Source organism: Oceanobacillus jordanicus, from assembly GCF_022095695.1.
GTDB lineage: Bacteria > Bacillota > Bacilli > Bacillales > Amphibacillaceae > Oceanobacillus_B > Oceanobacillus_B jordanicus.
In genome coordinates this window covers 160,582-184,086 of the sequence record NZ_JAIFZM010000004.1, presented here as the reverse complement: position 1 = coordinate 184,086, position 23,505 = coordinate 160,582, and the positions used below count along the sequence as shown (strand labels likewise).

Below are 23,505 nucleotides of genomic sequence, written 5' to 3'. Positions count from 1 at the left end.
TTTCTTTTTTCGATTATACGATCTAATGTAGGCTTAATTATCTTTAAAACTCCGCTAAACGGCCATTTCACACAAATGCTTCGCGTCTTAAAATAGAAAAACTTGTGCTATAATTAAATTTCCCCAAATAATGATTTTTAAAACTGTCACCTTATTGGTGTCTTTTATGTAAGAAAAAGCAACTTCCCTACTATCTATCCCTATCGAATGAATGGGAAGATAAAGCAGAAGAAATTACCTTGGAAGTTAATCTTACATAAACAATATAACACCTAGGAACGTTGGAGAACCTTATACGCTTCACTTAAGATATTGTCAGCTACTTGTTCAATAGTTAGAGAAGTAGTATCTATTTCCACAGCATTCTCTGCCTTAATAAGCGGTGCAGCTTCTCTTTGAGAATCAATTAAATCCCTTTGCTCAATTTCTTTTTTTAATTCCTCTAGGTCAACGTTGTACCCTTTTTTAGTATTTTCTTCAAACCGCCGTTTAGCCCGTTCTTCGACAGTTGCTATAAGAAATATCTTCACCTCTGCATTAGGGAGAACATGAGTTCCTATATCTCGTCCGTCCATTACCACACTCGTATGGGCTGCCAATGCTTGCTGACGGGCTACCATTTCTCTCCTGATCTCTGGGTGCATCGCCACATAGGAAACATTGTTAGTAACATCTTGTGATCGTATTGCCTCAGTTACATCCTCCGTATCCAGGATGACCAATTGACCAGTCGCACTTTGTTTTAATTTAATTGTAGTGTTTGCTAGTAATCCTACTAATGGTTCTTCATTTTGTAAGTCGACTTGATTATTTATTGCTTTTAGCGTTAATGCCCTGTACATTGCTCCGGTGTCAATATAGACACACGAAAGTTTTTCTGCAACTATCTTTGCTACAGTACTTTTACCTGCAGCTGCTGGGCCATCAATAGCGATGGCTATCATTTCATTTTCCATTTATAAAGCTCATTCCTCTCAACTATCATTCAACTATCATCCAGCCTCATAACCAACATTAAATGCCAGCTAGAGATAAAGATCTGGCAATAGCCGAAATCTTAACTATTCTATATAAATCATAACATACCAATAAAATAATGGTCTATTCGGATACAAAAAATGTAACTTAAACGGATAGTTCCTTTTTTCTTGCCTCTCGCTGTTTTTCAAAAGAAAAACGAACTATTTTATGTTGGTCTTCTTTTGTGAGGTTAATGAATTTCAATGATGCTGTATGTACAAGTGTTTCTTGCTCTTTAATGAAAACCAACTCCGCTTCAGCATTAATATAGAAATATTCTCCTGATTGCATATCTAAAGTGAGCCATAAATCTAGTGGTCCATCACCTTCCATTGTTTTGCCATGTGGTAGGATGACAGAGAGGCCACCCCCACTAATATCCGTGCTCACCGTGACAATTGGTGAAAAAGAATTATTCTTAGAATGGATAGCAACATCAATCGCTGCCTCTACTCTTACAAATTCCCTTCTTTGTATTCGTTTTAGATCATCACCAGGTAATTTAATGGCTATTCCTGGAACGGTTAACTTTACTTTAGCAACAATTTCTGTCTTAAAAGCATATAAGTTCTGCTTTTCATCCATAAACATTGCTCTTAACACGGTGCCCTTTGGTATAAAGGAAGTTTTTTTAGTTTTTTCATGTATTGGATAATCGATAAATAGATAATGTTCACTTTTTTCGATAATTTTGCATCGATATGTCTCCATCTTTTTTCCTGCTTTTTTCAACTCAAGAGTAAGTACGCTCCCAATTTTCACTTGAAATCCCCCCGTACTGGTAAAAAATCACTACACTAATTCGATATACCTATTATCACAGAAAAAGGAAAAAAGAGAAAGACTAATGTCTCTCTCTTTAGCTATTTGCTGCATAATTAGCTTCTGCACCATCTAGCTTTTCTACCTTTTCTTCTCTTCCATCCATTGCGTTAATAAATATTCGATATGTCTCATTCCCCATGATACCTAAGAACTCATATGTCAGGACTTCTTCACCGAGGTCATTGTCTATAACAGCTAGAAATGATTCTTGAATTTCAACTTTTTGATTAACTGCTTCCTTTGCCTCATCCTCTGATATCGTTGGTTCTGGTATCTCTCTTTCGGTATGGTTCATCAGATAATCTCTCGCTGTAAGACCAAGAATATCACCGGTATCTAATGCAACTTTTATTTCTAACGCGTCAGAATAAACCCTCACTCCGCCCTGGTTATAAAGAAATGAATAGACACCTATATTGTCATATTGGCTACTCAAGAACAACTCCATGTCTTTAAATTGGTATTTCGCCAAGTAATCCTTTGCCTTTTCCATACCTTCATTTAGGCTAATCTGTTTATCCTTAATTTGCCTTTTTACTAAAACTGTAATGGGGTGTCCACCTTGTTCTGTTAGATCCATATATGCGCTTTTTTTATTATCTTTGTAAGAGATACTATATGTTGGAATGTCCGCACCATCTCCACTTTTGGTAACATGTAGCTTTTCGGCATCTTTCACATCAAGTATTTCTTTCCCCTTCTCACGTGCCTGTTCTTCCGAAATTTTTTCTCCGTTTATCCCTTTATAAGCATGATCTTGAGAGGAAGTGCCAACTATCGGAGAGTCTACATTACTTTCAGAGTAACCCTCGACTGTCTTTTCCACTGTTTGAAAACCATCAACGATTGTGTTATCTACTTGCTCCTCTCCATTTGCCAATGCTAGCTGTACATCCATCCACCGTAAGTTATTATCAAGTACCACATGCTGGACTTGACGCAATTCATCTTTAATATCTCCTGACTGCTGGTATAGCTCTTCAAAAGAATTGGTCTCTTCCTCAGAAAGTGGTTCATCATCTAAATTCCGAACGGCAGTCTTGTAGGTGAAATCACCTATATTTGATAAAAATTCTTCGGTTTTATTAAATGGCAAAAGTCCTAATGGCAACTGTCCAACATTTGAGAGGGCTTCTGAAGTTAATCTCCAGATATCTACCATTTGCGGGGAAAGACTTTGACCTGAATTCATTGCTAACGCAGAACCTATTTTATCGTGCAGTAAATCAACGTGATAGGAAAGCTCATGGAAAGATCTTTGGTATGTGTTTTCAGCTTGAATTAAAACAGCATTTTTTTCTTGATGTTCTTGGTAACCCCAAAAAGCAGTTCCAGTAACTCCAATTGCCAAAACAGCGATTATGATCCACCTAATCAATGTCATCACACCTTTCTATTTACAGAATATATGTTTTCCTATTTGCTTAATCTGTGGTCTTGTCCATATCCAGCTTGATGTAGCTGTGTCAGGATTAAAGTAATAAAGTGCATTACCAGTAGGGTCCCACCCATTTATAGCATCAAGCACTGCCTCTTTTGCCGTTTCATTCGGGGTTAACCAAATTTGTCCATCGGCTACAGCGGTAAATGCTCTAGGCTCAAAAATTACACCCGATGCGTTATTTGGGAATGTAGGGCTCTCTACTCTGTTTAATATTACTGCTGCAACCGCTACTTGTCCGACATAGGGTTCCCCTCTAGCTTCCCCATATACAGCATTGGCCAATAATTGGATGTCGTTCTGAGAATAACCCTGTGGGACATTTACTGATGTATTTCCTGTAGCAGGGGCATCTTCACTTTGGTCCCCTTCGCCTCCACCTTGATTTGTTTGGTTCTTGTTATCCGTACCGCCATAATGTGTAAATTTATTACCCTGGTTTAACTGTTCTTTGACATATTGTTCATCATAATTACTTGCTTGTGCTAACTTATCCTTGGTGGACTGGCCGGCCAGCCCATCAATCTCCATGCCGAACTCATATTGGAAATTTCTTAATGCCCAATATGTTCCCCAGCCAAAGACACCGTCAATCTTGCCATTATAAAACCCTAAATATTGTAATCTGGCCTGCAATTCAATTACATCATCTCCCACTGCACCTTGTTGTATGACTTGAGAGCTAAAAGCGTGTACCGGACTTTCCGGATGAGTTGCTTGAAGCGTTACACATAAAATAGGTATCATAATAAAGAATAGGAACTTTTTATACTTCATATGGTATCCTCCTGGTTATTTCATTATGTTGTAAACCTATTTTTTGAAGAAACCTACTTTTTATTCACCCTGTTTATACCAATATCTTTTTATAGGAGGAAATATCATAGGATGATATAAAAAAATACCCCCTGTCAATTCACTGACAGAGGATATTAGGCTCCTTGCTTTTTTTTCTGAAACATCGTTAATGGTGCAGCTTCACTGGCTATTTTCACACGGCGTAGTCCAAGAATCCATAATAAGATCATAAAAGGGACTAAGAAGAGGAGCCAATTACCAGGCACGATATTCAAGATATAATTATAGGTTCCATGGAGTAGAAACGGTATAATAAAAGCCATTGCAATGTTACGTTTCTTATGTTGTTTGTTTGTTTTCGCCTTACCGAAATAATAGCCCATGATAACCCCTATAAGGGCATGGGATGAGACAGGGAAAAGAGCTCTGCTCAAGGCATATCCTATTCCATTTGTAAACAAGTACAATACGTTTTCTACTGTGGCAAATCCTAGGCTAATTGCCACGGCGTAAACAATACCATCATAATGTGCATCGAATTCAGAATGATGATAGATGGTATAAATAAATAAAAACCACTTAAAAAACTCTTCAGTTAAGGAGGTATATAGAAAAGATTCAACTAAATAATTATCTGTCATGCCTTCTGTAGTAAGAACATATTGAATGAACATAATTGGGAACACAAGTAAACATCCGATAATAAATGTACGTATAAGTAATGGAAGGGGTTCTGAATAACGGTCTTTCAAATAGAAGAAAGACATGAGTGCGATGGCCGGTGCAATTCCAGCTGAAAATATAGCAAACATCAAACGGCCCCTTTCCTAATTTACTATCATTATGTTATCACTAAAGAAGAATAAAGAAAACAACATTTGTGAGGGAGAATAAAATGAAAAAGAAAATATTAATTATTCATACAGGCGGAACCATTTCTATGGTGGAGAATAAAACCACTGGGGAAGTTACAACTGCAACAAAACATCCTTTATCAGAGCTAACCTACTATTTTAATCAATATGCAGATGTAGAGGAAATGACGGCGTTTTCTCTCCCATCCCCCCATATTGAACCAAGGCACATGTTGCAACTTGCCAATCGAATAAAGGAAGAGCTCCCTTCCTATGAGGGGATCGTCGTGACACATGGGACAGATACATTAGAAGAAACCGCTTTTTTCCTTGATCTTATCGTTCATACTGATAAACCGATCATTATAACAGGTGCCATGCGTTCAAGTAATGAAATCGGGTCAGACGCACTATATAACTTAATAAGTTCGATCCGCGTTGCTAGTGATGGCAATGCAAGTAAAAAGGGAGTCCTAGTAGTGATGAATGATGAGGTACATACTGCTAGAAATGTAACAAAGACTTCTACAAGTAATATTGCTACCTTCCAAAGTCCCCAATATGGTCCTCTTGGAATCATAACAAAGGATTCGATCATTTTTCATCACACGATTACTTCGCGATATTGCTATAATGTAGATGCAATTAATCAACGCGTTTATTTGCTAAAAGCATATGCAGGGATGGATAATGGTCTATTAGAGGCTGTCTTAGCGGCAAGACCAGATGGATTAGTTATTGAGGCATTAGGCCAAGGTAATCTACCTAAAGAATCAGTTCCTTATTTAGCAAAAATTATGGAAGCACAGATCCCTATTGTACTTGTTTCACGCTGTTTTCAGGGAATTGTTCAGCCGACTTATGGATATGAGGGTGGTGGACGCAAGTTAAAAGAAATGGGGGTTATCTTTTCTAACGGACTGACAGGTCCTAAAGCGCGAATTAAGTTGCAGATCGCATTGGAACAGAAGATGGACTTTCCAAAACTAAAAGATATTTTTGAAAAGGAAAACTAAGAAACCAATTGGCTAAAGGAAAGAAGAGCAGCTGTATAGCTACTCTTCTCTACCTGTAATTATTCTGGCAATGTCCTCTCCATGAAAGCGTCCATTTTCAATAAATAATTTATTATTATTATATCCGGCAGCCACAACGCCAGCTATAAACAAATTGTCTATATTGGTTTCATAACTGTCTTCTTTATAAGAAGGTGATCCTGTCGCGGCATCAACATGTATTCCAGCGCTATTTAGAAACTCTAGATCTGGCTTATACCCAGTCATAGCAAACACAAAATCGTTTTTAATTGTTTTTTCTTTTTCGCCAACACGATAACGAAGACTATTTTCCTTTATCTCTACTATATTTGCGTTAAATTCCATCTTGACAATTTCTTTTCTTACCAGGGAATCAAACTCTGGCAAAATCCATGGTTTGATGCTCTTCGAATACTCTGCACCTCTGTATAATACTGTCACATTAGCTCCTGCTTTATGAAGCTCAAGCGTGGCATCTACTGCAGAGTTTTTGCCACCAATTACGACAACATCCTTGTTAAAATAAGGATGCCCTTCTTTAAAATAATGTGTAACTTTCTTCAGCTTTTCACCTGGAATATTCATATAGTTAGGTTGATCATAATAGCCAGTTGCTATAATGACATAATCAGCCGAATAAGTATTTACCTGGTCACTGCCTGTAATGGTGGACAGCTGAAATAAGCCTTCCTTTTTTGTGATTTCGGTAACTTTTTCAAAGGCATTAATTCGTACTTCTTCACGCATAGCCACGGATCTGTAATATGCAAGTGCCTCATTTCTAACAGGCTTTTGTTTTTCCGTAATAAATGGGATGTTTCCTATTTCTAGTTTCTCACTGGAACTAAAAAATGTTTGGTGTGTAGGAAACTGATGAATCGTGTTTACAATATTTTCTTTTTCAATGATTAATGGGGTAAAACCCTCTTTTTTTAATTCCAAGGCACAGGATAAGCCACACGGCCCTCCCCCTACAATAATTACTTTTTCGTGTTGCACAATATGCACTTCCTTTAAAAAATTCTATCTCGCAGGCTGTATACCAAAGATTTATTTCGTTAATCTTAATATCTAAGGTCCTCTTCAAACAATAAAAAACGTAAAAAAAACTCCTATCTAATAATACAGGATAAGAGTTTTTTTGTCATACAATTGATTTCTCAACAGGCCGTTAGACCCAACCGCGGAATCGTGATGCTTCCGCCATTTTCCTTACACCGACCATATAAGCAGCAAGACGCATGTCAATTCTTCTAGTCTCTGCTGTGTTATATATGGAATTAAAACCTTTAATCATAATTTCATGCAGCTTTTTATCAATTTCTTCTTCGGTCCAATAGTATCCTTGATTATTTTGTACCCATTCAAAATAGGAAACAGTAACACCACCAGCAGAAGCAAGCACATCGGGAACTAGTAAAATACCTCGTTCACTTAATATCTTCGTTGCTTCCATTGTCGTTGGACCATTTGCTGCCTCGACGACAATACTAGCTTTGATTTTATGTGCATTGTGCTCTGTAATCTGATTTTCGACTGCAGCTGGTACAAGAATATCACAATCCAATTCTAATAAATCCTGATTGGAAATTGTATTATTGAAGAGTTTCGTTACGGAACCGAAGCTGTCTCTTCTATCGAGCAGATAATCAATGTCTAATCCATCAGGGTCATGCAACGCACCGTGTGCATCAGAGATTCCGACAACTTTTGCCCCTGCATCATTAAGGAATTTCGCCAGGAAGCTCCCCGCGTTACCAAATCCCTGGACAACAACGCGAGCCCCTTCTACTTTAAGTCCCTTCTTTTTAGCAGCTTCATTAATACAAATTGTAACCCCTTTGGCTGTAGCAGATTCTCTTCCATGCGACCCACCAAGAACGATAGGTTTACCAGTAATGAAACCAGGACTATTGAATTCATCTATACGACTATATTCATCCATCATCCATGCCATAATTTGAGAATTTGTAAAAACGTCTGGAGCAGGAATATCTTTAGTTGGTCCTACAATTTGGCTGATAGCACGTACATAGCCCCTACTAATTCCCTCTAACTCTCTAAAGGACATTTCTCGAGGATCACAGACAATACCACCTTTACCACCGCCATAAGGAAGGTCTACAATGCCCGCCTTCAAACTCATCCAAATGGAAAGAGCTTTCACTTCTGTTTCAGTGACATCTGGATGGAATCTTACCCCGCCTTTTGTAGGGCCAACTGCATCATTATGTTGAGCCCGGTAACCTGTGAAAATTTTGATTGATCCATCATCCATTCGAACAGGAATACGAACCGTCATCATACGAATCGGTTCTTTTAGTAGTTCGAATACTTCATCAGGGTAACCCAACTTCTCCAATGCAGTTTTTACAACAGTTTGTGTGGAACTTAATACATCCGGTTTTTCATTACTTTCTCTGGTAGAATCTGCTGCGTTATCGGCTACCATGAATTTACCTCCTATAATATCTGTAAATAGTTTATAATAGCTGTTCTCAGAAATTAGTATACACGTTCATATCAAATATGCAATAAAGAATAAGAGAAATATACTAATATTGAAAGACACTTTTTCTAGTTTTCATTTCCTACTGTTCGTTTAACAAATGTTTCAATCATAGAGTCATAATCAAGCCCAATCACCTTGGCAGCGTCCGGAAATAGACTAGTTGGTGTCATACCCGGAAGCGTGTTTACTTCTAGAATTACAGGCTTATTTCCCTCTGTCAATATAAAATCTACTCGAGAATAGGTTTTACAGCCAAGTACGCTGTGAGCTTTAACAGCCAGATCTTGGATAGTCTTGGATGTCTCGGAATCAATTTGCGCCGGAACAATATGTTCACTACCACCAGCAGCATATTTAGACTCATAATCGTAATAAGCATTTTTTGGAATGATTTCAATAATTGGAAGTGCTTTCTCTCCAAGAACCGCTACTGTAATTTCTCTTCCTTGAATAAAATCTTCAACCAAAATCATATCGTCACTCATCGCAGCACTGTTTAAACCATCCAATATTTGTTCTGGGTTCTCTACTATTGTCAAACCCAATGTAGATCCTTCGCTATTTGGCTTAATAACAAACGGCACCTTAAATACTTGGTTAACTTCTTTTTCTACATCCTGCAAATTTGTCTTGTCTGTAATAGTATACACCTTACTTTTTGCTACGGGGATATCGTTCGATTCAAATATTTGCTTGGCCTTCGCTTTATCCATAGCAAGCGCAGATGCTAATACTCCTGATCCTACATAGGGCAAACCTAGCATTTCCAGAAGTCCTTGGACACGCCCATCTTCCCCAAATTTCCCGTGAAGCCCGATAAATACGAGATCTACATTTAGTTCAATGATTTCTTCAAGCCTTTCAGGGTGAAAATCAATTCCTGTAACTTCATGCCCGTTGTTTTTTAGTGCCTGTATAATTCCTTTCCCTGAGGAGAGCGAAACTTCTCGTTCTCCTGAGGTCCCTCCATATAGTACAGCAATTTTCATTCCGTGCACTCCTTATCTCAGTTCTCTATCAAAACCATATACTATCGTATCATTTTAAACAGTCATGTTCTATCATTTTTAATCTATATGGAAGGTTTTCATAATGTTTTTTACTGCATCTGCTACATAAATTTGCTTCCCATATTCAATTAAGCGGTAAGAAGTAATAATGCTCGGACTGGAATACTCAGACATAATGGCAATTACGTCTTCTTTATCCATATCTTCCAGATCATCATCACTTAGAAGCATATAATAGGTACCTTGCATAAAGTAAACCTGGCCGCCATTTATGCCGATTTGGCTCAAATAAGAAGCAACCTGAATGATGTTTTCAAAGTCTGAAAATGAAAAAATTAATTCTTTACTTTCATCCAGTGTCACTTTCATCTCAATAAAATCCTCATCCCAATCCATATTTTCAAATTTTTGTGTGACGATAACGTGCATGCCTTGTGCCTGCATCAGATGAACTTGAACAAGAAGTTCACCTTCCAGCTCAAAATCCAGTTCGGAACTCGCTTCGTACATCATATCACTAAACAGGTTCTGGACGCTTGTAGCATCATGCCACAGATTTTCTTTTGTAAACCCACGTTCAATCAAATCATCAAAAGTTAAAAAAATAGTGAACTGGTCATCAGACACTCTTTCTATGCGCATACAGCATCCTCCTCCAAATAATCATCTGTTTAAAGCGGTCTAATTATTATTCCCTTACAAAGCTCTTTCTCTATACTATATGCTTTTTGTTAGTATGTTGAACTTGACAGCCTCATTTTTCACTACTTTCAAGCTTTAGCCTAGGTATTCCGATTTGAGATATCAAAGGAATGTGTTAAACCATCAGCGGTAGATGGGTTTTAGCATTCTTTTTCTCGTAGAAAAATAGGCATCTACCTTCTTGAAGTGTAGGGAAGCAACAGAATGCTCTAAAAAATTTGTACCATTATTTTGCCTTGGTTTGTTTACCTATAGAACTTGCAAATTTAACGTCTTGTCCTATTATTAGCTTGTGAAAAATAACATTATTTCATCCTGCCATATAAAATACACTCCTGCCAGGATACAAAATAAAAAGATAACAACAATTGTTAGCCTGAATAAAGACATACTCATTTTCAATTTAGGGCGCTTTGCGTTCTGATCATGTACTTCTTTTCTGGGAGGTAAGTTAAGTAAGTCCATCTCATCACCTTTGGGATGACTTTCTGTTTCTTCTCTTTCATTTGGTGTCATTGGTTCAACAGAATTCTCTAGTTCCACAAAGATCCTTCGAAGCTCGTCAGCCTGATCTTCTGTTTCTTTTGTATTATGCTTCACCGATTATTCCTCCCTTATAATAGCGAATGGTTACCCCTAATAAAAAGTCAACAATAAAATGCGCCGTAATAGTTACAAACAAATTCCCGGTTTGTTCAAATAAATAACCAATATAAAAACTAATCATTAGAACAGAAGCCAGGAGAATAGGCTTTTTTAAATAACGTATATGGACAATTGCAAAGAAAACACTTGCAAAAACATACCCAAATGAGGTCTGAATGACGCCTCTAAATAACATTTCTTCAGTCCATGCAACAAGCAAGGAAAGAAAAAAAATAGATGAGACTGGCTGCCCCGTAAATAGTTTTTCATTAACCCCACCGTCATCGAAGGTAGATTTCGGTAAGAAGCGCATCAAAATAACATCAATTAAGACAATTATAATACCAGGCAATAGTCCAAAATAAAAAATCTCTTTTGGGTTCCAGTTAAAGTATTGGAACCAATCCTCTATTGAATCAAATAATAACAAACTTAAAATAATACTAGCAGCAAGGAGAAGACCTTGTGATAATATAACTTGCTTTCTTAGTGCTCGATCAGTCATTCCTAATATAATTTCTCTTTGACTCATTGCACATCCACCAAAAGGAGTTTTTTAAGTTTTTCCTCCCAAGAGTATGCCTTCTCTCGTTGGTGTGTTAGCTGTTCAGGTTGCCAATCTTTCCAAGAAAAACCACAATTACTGCAACACTGATCAACTGGTTCCGTATACGACGGCTGGAAATCTTGATACAGCTTTTTCCGGAGACAACCCGTATGATAAATCCACTTAATGACGGACTGTAGTTGCTTGTCCTTCTTAATTAATCGCTCCTCACACCTATTGCTAATAGCAAGAAAAGCTTCTTTCCATAATTGTTGGTCATACTTTATAACGGTTTCTTTAAGGATATCATGTTTTTCAAATTGGTACTGTAAAAAACGCCACTTCGATTCAGAAACTTGAAACACCGCTAAATTCTCTTGATCTGTAGTGGGAAGCGTCTGACCTTGATCATACATCGCTTTTAATTGGCGAAACACGGTAGTTATTTCATTTTTGGTTGGCAGTTCACCTTTTATTATATTCTTTGGTAAAAAAATATCGCCTTCGGAAAATAATAATAGTCCTACACTCGATTTATTATCACGTCCTGCTCTGCCAACCTCCTGAATATAGGCTTCCAGCTGTGGCGTTAAATGGTAATGTATGACCAACCGAACGTCTTTTTTATTTATCCCCATTCCAAAGGCGCTCGTGCAACAAATGACATCTAACTGACCGTTCATAAATTGTTGTTGGATGATAATTCGGTCTTGTGACTCCATTCCACCATGATAAAATGCAACGCGACGATCTGTTTTTAAGCTAAGTAGGGCCGATATGTTTTCTGCCTCTAACCGGCTGGAAAAGTAAATAATAGTCGGAACATAATAAGCTTTTAACAACGAAACAATTTTCTCCTGTTTTTCCTTTTCACCAGATAAGTGTTCAACATTAAACGTAATGTTCGGTTTGTCAATTGGATAGATATGTTTTATCATATTCGGTTTATTCAGATATGATAAAATATCCTGCTGGACATTTGTCGTGGCAGTAGCACTTAATGCAAGTACAGTTGGGTTGTCCAAGAATGTAATGATTTTTTTTAGTTTCAAATAGTCCGGTCTAAATTCATGCCCCCATTGCGAGATACAATGGGCTTCGTCGACAACGAAAAGATCTACTCCTACCAGCTTTAATTTTCGCTGAACATCTGGTCGCTGAAGCAATTCTGGAGATATATATATTAATTTATACCGATGTAATTTATTCCATATTTCCCTTCGTTCCTTCGTGTCCATGAAACTATTGATGGCAACAACACCTTTTATATTTATCGCCTTTAATTGTTTTACTTGATCCATCATAAGGGAAATTAACGGTGAGACAACTATTGTTACACCTTTCAAAAGCATTGCCGGCAATTGATAACAGATAGACTTACCAGATCCGGTTGGAAGTACTCCTAATACATCGTTTCCTGACATGGCATCCTCAATAATTTCCCGTTGACCTGGACGAAAAGCTTGATAGCCAAAATACGTATCAAGCTCCTTTTCTAAGTTAATTGTAGACATTAATATCACCCGTTTGCTCTACATAATCGATTCCTGCCATAAATAGCCGTATTTGAAAATATGTAGTATCTAATTCTGTTAGTCCTTTAATTTCCTTTAATTTATTGGAAGATGCTTTTTCAATCGCTGCTAAAATGTCCTTCTGAATATCGGAAGGAACATAACGCTCAATAGGAAAGTCCATTTGATAAAGCGCAATCTCCACAAGGTGATCCTGAATTGTATTAATACGCAAATTGCGTACCAATGCAATATTTTCAATGGAGTAGTCTTTCTCAAGTAACTGGTATGTCTTATAAGCAGATTCTGTCATAAGACGTTTATTGTTTCCTTCTTCTATCACCTGATAAAGCAACGGGAAAGATGCTTTATTTTCTAAGATTTGGTGTACCATTTTATGAGAAATACCAGTTAGGAGTATCTGTACATCTTCTATAGTCATATCATAATTTTTAGCTAATTGCTCCCAGCTCATGCCATAGTACTGGTGTCCACTTAACCTGTCAACAAAAATGCTGGCTTCCTTTCCTTTAATACTCTGGAGTAATGGTAAAAGTTCGCTATGTAAGTCGTTCAGGTAAATGGAAATTCGTTCTTTATTTAACCTATACTGTTCCTTCACCCAGTTTTCAACCAAGGGATTGTCAAGTACCGGGATAAAAGAGAAATGATTCATCCCTACATTAGAAAACGTTTGGACAAGCAGGATTAATCGTTCAAGAAATAACACTGCACTGCTTTTGAACTTTAAGCCGTTAAAATAATGTAGTGGTAGTTGCTCTTTAATTTCTTGTAGCCATGCCTCCCCTTGGTTGGTTAATTCAAGCGTAAGTGAAGTATGATCCCGTATTATAAACCCTTCCTCATGTAATTCTTTAAGTATTCGATCGTAAACAGTTCGTTCTAATTTTCTGTGGACACCGTAATATTTTGTTAGCTGATACAGATGAATATCTTGTACTGTTTGCACAGACTTTTTTCCTGTAAGGATGTGGAAGGTTGCTGATTCTGTTCTTTCCACAGATAACGTTTTACAGCATAATAGCACGATTCCTTTAAGCAGCATCATTTCTCCTCCTCTCTTCTACCTGTATAGAATATATAATTCTATTATAAAGAATGGTAACATGAAAAGAAAGATAAGCTGTTGTTATTGAAATTAGAAGGAATCCGTTTATAATGGATTAATGATTGAGTATAAGAGCAATTTGGGGGTGGAGTAGTGCCAAAGTATACCATTGTGGATATTGAAACGTGTATTGCTTGTGGTGCGTGCGGTGCGGCTGCACCAGAAATATATGATTACGATGACGAAGGAATTGCATATGTAAGACTGGACGATAACAAGGGAATGATCGAGGTGAATTCTGAATTAGAAGAAGACATGCTTGATGCATTTGAAGGTTGTCCAACGGATTCAGTAAAAGTATCTTCACAGCCTTTCAACGGCGACCCCTTAAAATATGAAGAGGATTAAACTTTCTTACACCAAAATAATCTTATTTCCATATCAGAAGAGGCTATCATAATGTTAGCTCATACCCACCATACCATTTTTTGAGCCGAGCCAATAGTTAATATCAGATTCGCTCGGCTCATATTTTCCTGGAACATTAATGAAGCATAATCGGGTTCACAGCATCGGGAACTCGCAGTGGTTCTGATACATCATAATAACCTACTCTGTCACCTGAGATATTATTTATCTTAACAAAATTATATCCAAAGCTCTTTGCAGTCATTAAGATTGCCTCTACCATGATGGTACCAGTACGACTATCCTCTATGGTGACCTCGTTATCTAAGGATATATCGAGCTGCTCACCTTGTGTGACGACTGAGAATTCCATTTCGCCTGGAACAGTCGGAAAAACATTATAGTCTTCCTCCCCAATTTGCATCTCTGCAAGTGCTTCCTCTATTGTTGTATATTCATCGAGCGGTACCTCGACAAGCAAATTATTTTGTTCGTCGCTATATAGTTTATAGGCAGTTTTTGTTTTATTTAAAGCCAATTCATGTATGGTACCAAATTGACCGAAGTCTATCCCCTCATTATTATTAAAAACGGCTTTTTCAATACCGTATGGCGAGAACATAGAACGTAACTGGTCTTCGAACATATTGGGAACAGTAGAACCTTCACTAATACTAAAGTCTTTTGGGAGCTCTAAAATCACTTTTTTATTTCCCTCATCTAATTTAAACGATATCCCTTTGAATAAATAATTTGACCTTAGCGGAACATGTTCCTGTATATAGGTCTCTAGCTGGTTATAATACATTTCTTTTGATTTGTCATTTGGAGCAATAAAAGAAACTGGGATGACAAACTGCAATTGGGGGTCACTTGTTGCACCATGGATGACTATAGATTGCTCGTTTGTCTGTTGCACAAACATTCCCATCTGATTAGAAGGTTCCAAATTTCCATTAGACTGGGCGCCATTTTCTTGGTCTGCGCTTTTCTCTATTAACGTTTCTTCTTCTGTAACCATCGCATCCTGTTGCGTACTGTTCTCTTTTAGAACATCGGTATTCGAATAGTAAAGGAAAGAAATAAAAACTAAAACGGTTGTCGCAAGCAGGGTACTGGCGAGAGGTATCCATCTCTTTCTATGCTTATATTGTTTTGTAGGTTCATCCTGCTTCATTTGCGCAAAGATCTGTTGTCTAATAGTTTCTTTATCACGTCTATCTGTAAATGTTGGAAATTGGGAAAGCTGTTCTGTAATTTCGTCATACTTCTGCTGGTTAGAATCCATTAGATCCCCCTCCTTTCTCCTGCTCTTCGATGATGTGCTTTTTCAATAACTTAAGCCCTCTGTGTTGAGTTGTTTTCACCTTGCTAACAGTGAAATTTAAAATAGCTGCAGTCTCCTGGATAGAAAATGACTGGATATATCTAAGGATGAGAACACTTTTTTGATCAACTGTGCAAGAATCAAGGTATGTATATAAATTTTTAATTTCTTCACTTTTAATTGCCATTTCTTCAGGGAGTGGACGCTCATCCTTTATAATATGGCTTTTCTCACCCCAATCAAAATACTCAGCAATTCGATCTCGGGTACGTTTCTTCCTACGAAAATGATCGAGACTTACATGTCTTGCAATGGAAAAAAGCCATGTCTTAATACTGCTATCTCCCCTAAACCGTTCAGAAGATTTAAGTACCTTCAAGTAGACCTCCTGCACTAAGTCTTCTGTTATCTGCTTATCTTTTACCATATAAAATATAAATTGATACAAATCTTGATGGTATTGATCATAGATTTCATCAAAAGCGACCTTCATGCAAGATCCCCCGTTCTAATAGATAGTCGTTTGTCTCTTTAAAAAGTTACAGTCTAGGTACACTATATGTCAGTATGCTGGATTTTAGCAAGTCCATCTGGAATTTGAATTAATTGGGGTAGCTTAAAACATAAAAAAATGATCCGCTTTAATAGGGACCATTTTCGATAGTAGATTAAAATTCAATTAATAAAGTTTACCATTTTAAGTGATAAGTTTATTTTTGTATTGTTTAAATAGGTAGTAAAAGATTGGGTAAAACAACATGATAAACAAAGCATTTCCGATAGCATGCTGAGTGTCAAAAGGTAATCCCGCCATGTAATAAGGCCAAAAATGTCCACTAATTTGATAATTAGTCAATGAAATAATGAATCCATATAGAAATCCACAGAATGCAGCGTAAATGGCGATAATGAAAAGTGGTGCTTTTCTTAGTTGCTTTCTAAAAAGCCCGCTAACGAGGCCGATGAGTCCCCAAGATAACAACTGCCAAATGGCCCAGATCCCCATCCCAAGAAGCATGTTAGAAAGAAAGGTCACCAACATTGTTAGGATCAGCGCAGAAGCTGGTCCGAGCATTATGCCACATATAATGATAAGTGCAGTAACAGGTTGAACATTAGGCAGGAATGCGAATACATACCTGCCTAATACTGCCAAAGAAGCTAGCAACGCCAATAAAGTAAGCTTATAACTGTTCACTTACTTTATTTCCATTTTTGAAAATCAAAAACGACTTCATCACCAGCTTGTAATTCATACTCGGCTGCACCTACATTAGGAGATTCACCATTTACGGTATAGATCCAGGCTCTTTCTTCATCATTGTCTGAAGAAACGCGTTCAATTGACGTTATAAATTTGCCAGTATCATCCGTTTCTACATAGAAATTCTCCTCCAGTACATCTAAAAGAAGATCCCCTTCTTCCACTGGTATTTCCTTTTCATGGATATATTCCTCACCCTGATCTTTCGTTAAGGTAATTCTTACCGTGTCTTCGTTTTGTTCAGAGGACTGATTGCTCTCTGCTTGGTCAGAGTTTGACTCTGGTGCGGTCTCTTGATTTGTTCCTGAACTACAACCTGTAAGTAGTACAAAGAAAAGTAAGAAAGCTCCTGTTTTCCATAGTATTTTATGCATCTTATCTCCTCCACTTCTTATCTGATATCTATTTAGATTAACTGCTCCGTTTATGTGGCAATCGGATGGTAAATGAAGTTCCTTCGTTTATCTTGCTTTTAACTGTAATAATCCCATGGTGAGAATCAATGATATTTTTCGCTATAGCAAGCCCTAAACCAGTACCTTTCTTCTTGTCATTACGAGCTCTGGATTTATCTGCTTTATAAAACCTTTCAAAGATAAATGGTAGATCATCTTCGGGAATACCACTTCCACTATCTTTAATCTCGATAGAAAGCTCACTATTATCATTATTGGCATATACGGTAACATGTCCCTCTTCACAGGTATGCCTAATTGCATTATCTATCAGATTGATCAATACTTGTTCCATTCGATCAGGATCAAAGCGTGCGGTTTGCTTTACTATGTTGTGTTTTAATTCAATACGTATTTTCCCTTCCGTTGCCAATCCACTAAACTTCTTCACTATCCGTTTAAGGTATGGCTCTACCTCAATCTCTTCCACTTGAAGCTGCTGGTGTCCTGCTTCCATCCTTGCAAGGTCAAGCAATTCGTTTACCAGCCTCCCCATTCGTAATGATTCCTCATGAATAATTTGGCCAAGCTCATTTTTTTGTTCCTTCGTTTCAGCTATATCATCGACAATTGCTTCACTATAACCTTGGAGCATCGATATTGGGGTTCTTAATTCATGCGATACATTTGCAATAAAATCTTTACGCAGTTTATCCAGTCGCCTCTCTTCAGTCATATCCCGAATTACCGCGACAGCACCTCTAACAAATGTTTGATCATATAAAGGCGTCATTAACATTACCCAGTTCCGTCCCTGAAGACTAATTTCATGAAGGACCTCTGTTTCTCCTTCAATAACTTGCAACAAAATTTGGTTTAGCTCATCCGGTAGCTTTCGATCTTCACTACTAACTGCGCGGTTATTCTCGTAATACAAGCTTTCAATAAATCTTTCGGCTGGTCTATTGGTTACGATCATATCTCCATTTCGATTTAAAGTGATGACACCATCTGCCATCGAGCTTACAATACTTGAGAGCTGTTCTTTCTCTTGTCTTAATGCATTAATATGGAATTTCAATTGTCTTCCCATACGGTTAAAGGCCAACGCGAGCTCCCCTATTTCATCATGGGTTAGAATAGGAACTTTCGTGTCAAACTCCCCTCTTGTCAAATCAAAAGCAGCCTCTCGCATTTTAATGAGCGGTGAAGTAATTCTTGTAGAGAGGAAGAAAGCAAAAATAACAGTCAGGATAATCGCAATTCCTGCTGCAAGAAAGATAATCTTCGTCGTTTCTGCTTTCGTTTGATCAATAACGTCAAGTGACTGGTATACAAAGATAGCACCTTGGTTATCTGGAGTGGGGATACCAACAATCATTGCTTCTGTATTACCATCAGGCAACAGCATTTGCTTGCGAATTTCATTATTATTTTCAAGTTCCTCTAATAACTTCTCTTTTTGCAGCCATGTCTCCTCAAGTCTTGATAAATTATCATCTCCACCTTTGGATACCCATACATCACTATCTTCGTATAAAATGGCTACACGACTAGCGGGGTCTTTAACCCTTTCCGTCGTTTCCGCAATCAAGTCTCTACTCTCATGCTGTTCAAGTAGTACCGAAACCTTTGTAGCTGTTTGTAACATGTCACTTTCTGCAGATTCAATGTGAAAGTTTTCAAAAAACTGCAACAGCAAGATTGTTAAAATAAATAGAACAAAGGAAACAAGTAATAGTATAGTTATCGCAAGTTTACCAACGACACTTTTCCAAAACATTAGCTTTCTTCTACCTCGAACTTATAGCCTACTCCCCATACTGTTACGATCATTTTAGCTGCGTCAGAGGAAACCGTATTGAGCTTTTCCCTTAACCGCTTAACATGTGTATCAACAGTCCGTAGATCACCGAAAAATTCATATTGCCATACTTCCTTTAAAAGTTGCTCTCTATTAAACACTTTGTCCGGTGATTTCGCTAGGAAGCATAATAACTCATACTCTTTCGGTGTCAAATTGACTTCCTGTCCCTCAGCCATGACACGGTGTGCATCATCATCAATTTCTAGATGTGGGAATACCAATACATTTTTTGCAGCTCCGTTTCCTTGATTAACAGATGAAGGTGATACTCTGCGTAGTAATGCCTTTACTCTGAGCACTACTTCTCTTGGGCTGAATGGCTTGACGATATAGTCGTCGGCACCAATTTCAAAGCCTTGGACTCGATTCGCTTCTTCCCCTTTAGCGGTAAGCATAATGACTGGGGTGGATTTTTCTTTTCTTAATTCCTGACATACTTCTATTCCATCCATTTCTGGCATCATAATGTCGAGCAAAATGACATCATATTCATTGGAAAGAGATAATTCAAGTGCGTCTTTACCATTGTCAGCTTCTTCTACTTCATACTCTTCACGTTCCAAATACATCCTGATTAATCTGCGAATACGTTCTTCATCATCTACTATTAATACCTTTCCAAGTGGCATTTGGTCAGTCCCCCTATCAAATTATTAACTTTAAGTATAAACATAGTTTGCACGTATCTCATATAGGCTGTAAACATATATGTTAACAGTAAAACAAGGTATTCCACGATGAATACCTTGTTAAGTTGTGAATCCGTACTGTTAAGCATAAGAATGCAGGCCTGCTAGTACAAGGTTCACCACAATTAAGTTGAACATAATAATTGCAAAACCTACTGCAGCAAGCCATGCTGATTTCTCACCATGCCAACCTCTTGAGAGGCGAAGATGAAGAAACGCTGCGTAAAAGAACCAGGTGATTAGCGCCCATACTTCTTTAGGATCCCAACCCCAAAACCTTCCCCAGGCTTCTTCCGCCCAAATGGCAGCAAAGATCAAGCCTCCGAGTGTGAAGACAGGAAAGCCAATTGCAACAGCACGATATGCAACTTCATCCAAGAGATCAAGCTTTGCATTCTTTAATAGTGGCTGTATTGCTGCACCAAGTCTCTTACGGAGAACGAGCCTTAGTAATAGGTAAACAATAGAGCCAGTTAGAATAGACCAAATTAAGGTATTCAATTTTCTACCTGCATCTGCTCCATGCATCCAGGCTGGTGACTCAAACAGTGGTTCCATTACATCTTTGGTCAGCAGTGTACCATCTGTCGGCCCTGCGATAGCAGGTAGATGATATTCTGTTGTTACGGTGTTGCCACCAGTAGCAGGATAATCAAACTGCGCGCTATAATTCATAAAGTTAAATACTACCGTGATGATAATAAAGCCAACGAACAATATAAGAGAATACAATACAACTTCTAGCCAAGTTGTATTCTTGCTTTTAACGGTCTGATCAATCTTTTTAATAAGATAAATTAACCCTGCAACAAAGCTGATTGTCAAAATACCTTGTCCAAGAGAGACAGTAGTCACATGGATGTATAGCCAATGACTTTGTAATGAAGGTATTAATGGCGATACTTCTGTAGGGAACATGCTCGCATATGCAATAATAATTAAAGCCACAGGCAATGCGAAAAGCCCTAGTACCGAGATCTTGTATATAAAGTAAATGACAATGAACGCGAATACGATCGTCATTCCGAAAAATGTCATAAACTCAAATAAATTACTTACTGGTGCATGTCCACTAACAATCCATCTGGTGATAAAATAACCTATTTGTGCTATCAAGCCAATGATAGTTAACGTGATCCCAATGCCTCCAGCTTTCCCTTTTTTGCTTTTTCCTCGTTTATCTCGGATTGTTGCGGAGAAAAAGATTGTTGCGATCAAATATAGAATAAAAGCAGAGTAAAGTAGTGCACTACTCCACTGTATTAAATCACTCATGACAAACCTCCTGTTCAACTATTAGTCATTTATTTCCTGCTGATCTGCTACATTTTTAATGGTTGTCCCTGAAATTACTTTTTCAATATCCTTCTTAACCCCATACCAATTCTTATTCGTATGCGCGGCTAATAATAATCCGCCATCTTTCGGGTTTACCCAAATTCTTCTATGCTGCCAGTACATTCCCTGGATAACACCGATCATAAAGATTGCAGCGCCCAATCCGAAAAATGGTAGAGAGTAATCTTTTCGAACAGTTAACCCACTTGCATCACGCATCTCAAAATCTGTAATTCCAACATTATATTGGTTTTCACCAGATGCATCAATATTCTTTCCAATGCCTAGAAAGCTAATCTCAGGTGTATCACTGTCAGGCGGGTATACAAACATAACAAACGCCGGATTTCTCGGATAATTTGTCTCGGAAGCAGGTGTCCCATCATCCTGTAAATAATAATCCGGATAATAATTTCTCAATTCAACTCTAAAACCATTTTCTAATTGGTAGTCTGATTCTGGATCAGTCAGGTTTATTGTGAACGTATCGAGGGCCTCTTCCTCTGGGTCGTCGTTTTTATGAATTTTAAACGACATTTTTTCAAATTCGTTAGCTTGGTATCCAGATTGGTAAACAGAGTAGCCATCAAATTTCACAGGATGATTCATTCGTATCGAACCTTCTGCGATTTGATTCAACTCTGCTTCAGCTCCTGGTAACGGATTGTCTTCAGCCTTATAAATCGTGACGTCTGTTTGGTAATTACTAGGTACATCTGCTCCTTCTAACGAGATGGCATCACGAAAACGTTCATCATTTTCGTCATATGTTTCCAAGATAAAGTCCTGATTCTCAATGTAGTATTCTCCATCGGTTCCCGGGATGACTAATTGTTCACCTTCTCTTACCCATACATACTCATTCGTATAGAAAAAAGGTGTTGACCGTAGGATAGCAGCAATTAATATGATGATTAATCCGATATGGTTAACATATGGGCCCCATCTTGAAAAGCGGCCTTTCTCTGCAAGTATATACCCATCTTCGTCCCTTACTTTATAACGCTGTTTTTTTAAATTCTCTTTTAACGTTTTCAAATCCTCGCTCGACACATTGTCCGATTTACTGAACAAACGTTGTCGACTCAAAAAGGACTCATGTCGTTTTGCCTTTTGATGTCTAAGCGCTTTGAATAAAGGAACAAACCTGTCAAGACTCGCAATGACAAGTGAGACACCTATTAGCCCGATAAGGATCATATACCACCAAGAGCTGTATAAGTGGTGAAAGCCCAATTGGTAATATATAAGGCCTAAAATTCCATATCTGTCTTCATAGAAAAACTCCGGAGCTCTATTCGGCGCGTCTGCTGGTATGTATATTTCTTGCGGGAATATTGAGCCAATGGCCGAAGAGACCAAAGCTATAAAAATAAGCCATACGCCTACTTTCACGGAAGAAAAAAAGCTCCAAATTTTATCCACTATAGATTTATTATAGGTTTGTGATCGTCTAGCTGTCCCGTCATAACGCATATTAAGTAGATTTTTTTCATCATTTCCTTCAATATGCTGGTTCCCCTCAATAGGCTTCCCGCATGCTTCACACAGGATCGTGCCTTCCGGGTTTATATGCCCGCAGTCACACTTCATTTTTTTCATAAAAATCCCTCACAATTTGTAATCATTATCACGATGCGTTTGGTTGTATATCCTGTAAATGTTTTTCTAAGGATTCCAGTGATAATGCTCCTTCCACAATGTGTTCTATTGTGCCGTCTGGGTTTATAAAGAAAGTACTTGGTATAGGACCAATCTTATAAAGGTCTTTCACTTCGCCTTTAGCATCGTATGGAATAGGAAATGTCAAATTGTAATCATCAATAAACCTATTTACAACTAGCTCGGTTGCGTCCAAGCTAACGGCGATGATCTCGACTCCTTTTTCTTTGTATTCAGGATAGAGTTGCTCCATATATGGCATTTCCTTCTTACATGGTTTACACCAAGTTCCCCAGAAATTCAACATAACGCCCTTGCCTTTGTAGTCGCTAAGTCTAAAAGTTTCCAAATCATTATTATGGCTAATTTGATTAAGCATAAAATCTGGTGCTTGATCTCCCACATTATAAATTGTATTATCTTTTTGCAAATTAGAAACTAATGCGAAGGTAAGCGCAATAACCAGAATGGCAAGGATGCTAATTCTGAAAATAAAGCGGTTTCTCTTTTTGTTCTTTTTCGTTTTCTTTGCTTGGTCCCGACTCAAACAGATCACTCCTCCAAGTAATTATTATACCATT

General features: G+C 37.8%; 24 protein-coding genes. 2 read left to right on the top strand and 22 right to left on the bottom strand.

Going from position 1 to position 23,505, the window contains the following annotated elements:
* Positions 1-272: 272 nt before the first annotated feature.
* From cmk to prsW, 5 genes are all read right to left on the bottom strand, one after another.
* Positions 273-956 (bottom strand): (d)CMP kinase, encoded by a 684-nt coding sequence (gene cmk / locus K3T81_RS06715; protein ID WP_106896824.1) that lies wholly within the window; start codon positions 954-956, stop codon positions 273-275.
* A 169-nt stretch (positions 957-1,125) separates the two neighbouring features.
* Complete coding sequence (locus K3T81_RS06710; protein WP_238018967.1) at positions 1,126-1,782, bottom strand: flagellar brake protein; 657 nt, start codon at positions 1,780-1,782, stop codon at positions 1,126-1,128.
* Positions 1,783-1,879: 97 nt separating this feature from the next.
* The gene (gene ypeB, locus K3T81_RS06705) at positions 1,880-3,223 is read right to left on the bottom strand and encodes a germination protein YpeB (RefSeq protein WP_106896826.1); all 1,344 of its coding nucleotides are present in this window, start codon (positions 3,221-3,223) and stop codon (positions 1,880-1,882) included.
* Between the two features lie 15 nt (positions 3,224-3,238).
* Positions 3,239-4,033 carry a spore cortex-lytic enzyme gene (gene sleB, locus K3T81_RS06700; protein ID WP_420830799.1) on the bottom strand — a complete coding sequence of 265 codons (795 nt, stop codon included), beginning with the start codon at positions 4,031-4,033 and terminating at the stop codon, positions 3,239-3,241.
* A gap of 185 nt (positions 4,034-4,218) precedes the next feature.
* Positions 4,219-4,896, bottom strand: coding sequence for a glutamic-type intramembrane protease PrsW (gene prsW / locus K3T81_RS06695; protein ID WP_106896828.1), 678 nt, complete (start codon positions 4,894-4,896; stop codon positions 4,219-4,221).
* A gap of 83 nt (positions 4,897-4,979) precedes the next feature.
* Between prsW and K3T81_RS06690 the strand changes: the two genes are divergently transcribed.
* Positions 4,980-5,954 carry an asparaginase gene (locus K3T81_RS06690; RefSeq protein ID WP_106896829.1) on the top strand — a complete coding sequence of 325 codons (975 nt, stop codon included), beginning with the start codon at positions 4,980-4,982 and terminating at the stop codon, positions 5,952-5,954.
* Positions 5,955-5,993: 39 nt separating this feature from the next.
* Here K3T81_RS06690 and K3T81_RS06685 read toward each other — a convergent pair whose 3' ends face one another.
* From K3T81_RS06685 to K3T81_RS06650, 8 genes are all read right to left on the bottom strand, one after another.
* Entirely contained in the window at positions 5,994-6,974 is a 981-nt protein-coding gene (locus K3T81_RS06685) for a YpdA family putative bacillithiol disulfide reductase (protein ID WP_106896830.1), read from the bottom strand.
* A gap of 172 nt (positions 6,975-7,146) precedes the next feature.
* Complete coding sequence (locus K3T81_RS06680; protein ID WP_106896831.1) at positions 7,147-8,427, bottom strand: Glu/Leu/Phe/Val family dehydrogenase; 1,281 nt, start codon at positions 8,425-8,427, stop codon at positions 7,147-7,149.
* A gap of 125 nt (positions 8,428-8,552) precedes the next feature.
* Complete coding sequence (locus K3T81_RS06675; RefSeq protein WP_238018966.1) at positions 8,553-9,476, bottom strand: D-alanine--D-alanine ligase; 924 nt, start codon at positions 9,474-9,476, stop codon at positions 8,553-8,555.
* 78 nt (positions 9,477-9,554) lie between these two features.
* Positions 9,555-10,139, bottom strand: a complete 585-nt coding sequence (locus tag K3T81_RS06670; protein ID WP_106896833.1) for a genetic competence negative regulator — start codon at positions 10,137-10,139, stop codon at positions 9,555-9,557.
* A gap of 345 nt (positions 10,140-10,484) precedes the next feature.
* A complete protein-coding gene (locus K3T81_RS06665; protein WP_106896834.1) occupies positions 10,485-10,799 on the bottom strand; it encodes a hypothetical protein in 315 nt (104 codons plus the stop codon).
* Positions 10,789-11,376 carry a CPBP family intramembrane glutamic endopeptidase gene (locus tag K3T81_RS06660; protein WP_106896835.1) on the bottom strand — a complete coding sequence of 196 codons (588 nt, stop codon included), beginning with the start codon at positions 11,374-11,376 and terminating at the stop codon, positions 10,789-10,791. Before K3T81_RS06660 ends, K3T81_RS06665 begins: the two co-directional genes overlap by 11 nt.
* On the bottom strand, positions 11,373-12,905 hold the full coding sequence (locus K3T81_RS06655) for a RecQ family ATP-dependent DNA helicase (RefSeq protein WP_106896836.1): 1,533 nt from the start codon (positions 12,903-12,905) through the stop codon (positions 11,373-11,375). The genes K3T81_RS06660 and K3T81_RS06655 overlap by 4 nt, the downstream gene beginning before the upstream one ends.
* On the bottom strand, positions 12,892-13,971 hold the full coding sequence (locus K3T81_RS06650; RefSeq protein ID WP_159033250.1) for a YpbB family protein: 1,080 nt from the start codon (positions 13,969-13,971) through the stop codon (positions 12,892-12,894). Before K3T81_RS06650 ends, K3T81_RS06655 begins: the two co-directional genes overlap by 14 nt.
* A 156-nt stretch (positions 13,972-14,127) precedes the next feature.
* Here K3T81_RS06650 and K3T81_RS06645 point away from each other — a divergent pair, with 156 nt between their 5' ends.
* Positions 14,128-14,382 (top strand): ferredoxin, encoded by a 255-nt coding sequence (locus tag K3T81_RS06645; protein ID WP_106896838.1) that lies wholly within the window; start codon positions 14,128-14,130, stop codon positions 14,380-14,382.
* Between the two features lie 136 nt (positions 14,383-14,518).
* On the opposite strand, the gene K3T81_RS06640 is transcribed toward K3T81_RS06645, so the two are convergent.
* From K3T81_RS06640 to resA, 9 genes are all read right to left on the bottom strand, one after another.
* Positions 14,519-15,670 carry a hypothetical protein gene (locus K3T81_RS06640; RefSeq protein ID WP_238018965.1) on the bottom strand — a complete coding sequence of 384 codons (1,152 nt, stop codon included), beginning with the start codon at positions 15,668-15,670 and terminating at the stop codon, positions 14,519-14,521.
* Positions 15,660-16,202 (bottom strand): RNA polymerase sigma factor SigX, encoded by a 543-nt coding sequence (locus K3T81_RS06635; RefSeq protein ID WP_238018964.1) that lies wholly within the window; start codon positions 16,200-16,202, stop codon positions 15,660-15,662. The genes K3T81_RS06640 and K3T81_RS06635 overlap by 11 nt, the downstream gene beginning before the upstream one ends.
* 204 nt (positions 16,203-16,406) lie before the next feature.
* Entirely contained in the window at positions 16,407-16,907 is a 501-nt protein-coding gene (locus K3T81_RS06630; RefSeq protein ID WP_238018962.1) for an ECF transporter S component, read from the bottom strand.
* Positions 16,908-16,912: 5 nt separating this feature from the next.
* Positions 16,913-17,347 carry a DUF4430 domain-containing protein gene (locus K3T81_RS06625; protein ID WP_238018961.1) on the bottom strand — a complete coding sequence of 145 codons (435 nt, stop codon included), beginning with the start codon at positions 17,345-17,347 and terminating at the stop codon, positions 16,913-16,915.
* 37 nt (positions 17,348-17,384) lie between these two features.
* Entirely contained in the window at positions 17,385-19,151 is a 1,767-nt protein-coding gene (locus K3T81_RS06620) for an ATP-binding protein (RefSeq protein ID WP_238018959.1), read from the bottom strand.
* Entirely contained in the window at positions 19,151-19,864 is a 714-nt protein-coding gene (locus tag K3T81_RS06615; protein ID WP_106896844.1) for a response regulator transcription factor, read from the bottom strand. The genes K3T81_RS06620 and K3T81_RS06615 overlap by 1 nt, the downstream gene beginning before the upstream one ends.
* 141 nt (positions 19,865-20,005) lie before the next feature.
* Positions 20,006-21,199 (bottom strand): c-type cytochrome biogenesis protein CcsB, encoded by a 1,194-nt coding sequence (ccsB, locus tag K3T81_RS06610; RefSeq protein ID WP_238018958.1) that lies wholly within the window; start codon positions 21,197-21,199, stop codon positions 20,006-20,008.
* Positions 21,200-21,220: 21 nt separating this feature from the next.
* Positions 21,221-22,864, bottom strand: a complete 1,644-nt coding sequence (resB, locus tag K3T81_RS06605; protein ID WP_238018956.1) for a cytochrome c biogenesis protein ResB — start codon at positions 22,862-22,864, stop codon at positions 21,221-21,223.
* 28 nt (positions 22,865-22,892) lie between these two features.
* The gene (gene resA / locus K3T81_RS06600; protein WP_238018954.1) at positions 22,893-23,471 is read right to left on the bottom strand and encodes a thiol-disulfide oxidoreductase ResA; all 579 of its coding nucleotides are present in this window, start codon (positions 23,469-23,471) and stop codon (positions 22,893-22,895) included.
* Positions 23,472-23,505: the final 34 nt, after the last annotated feature.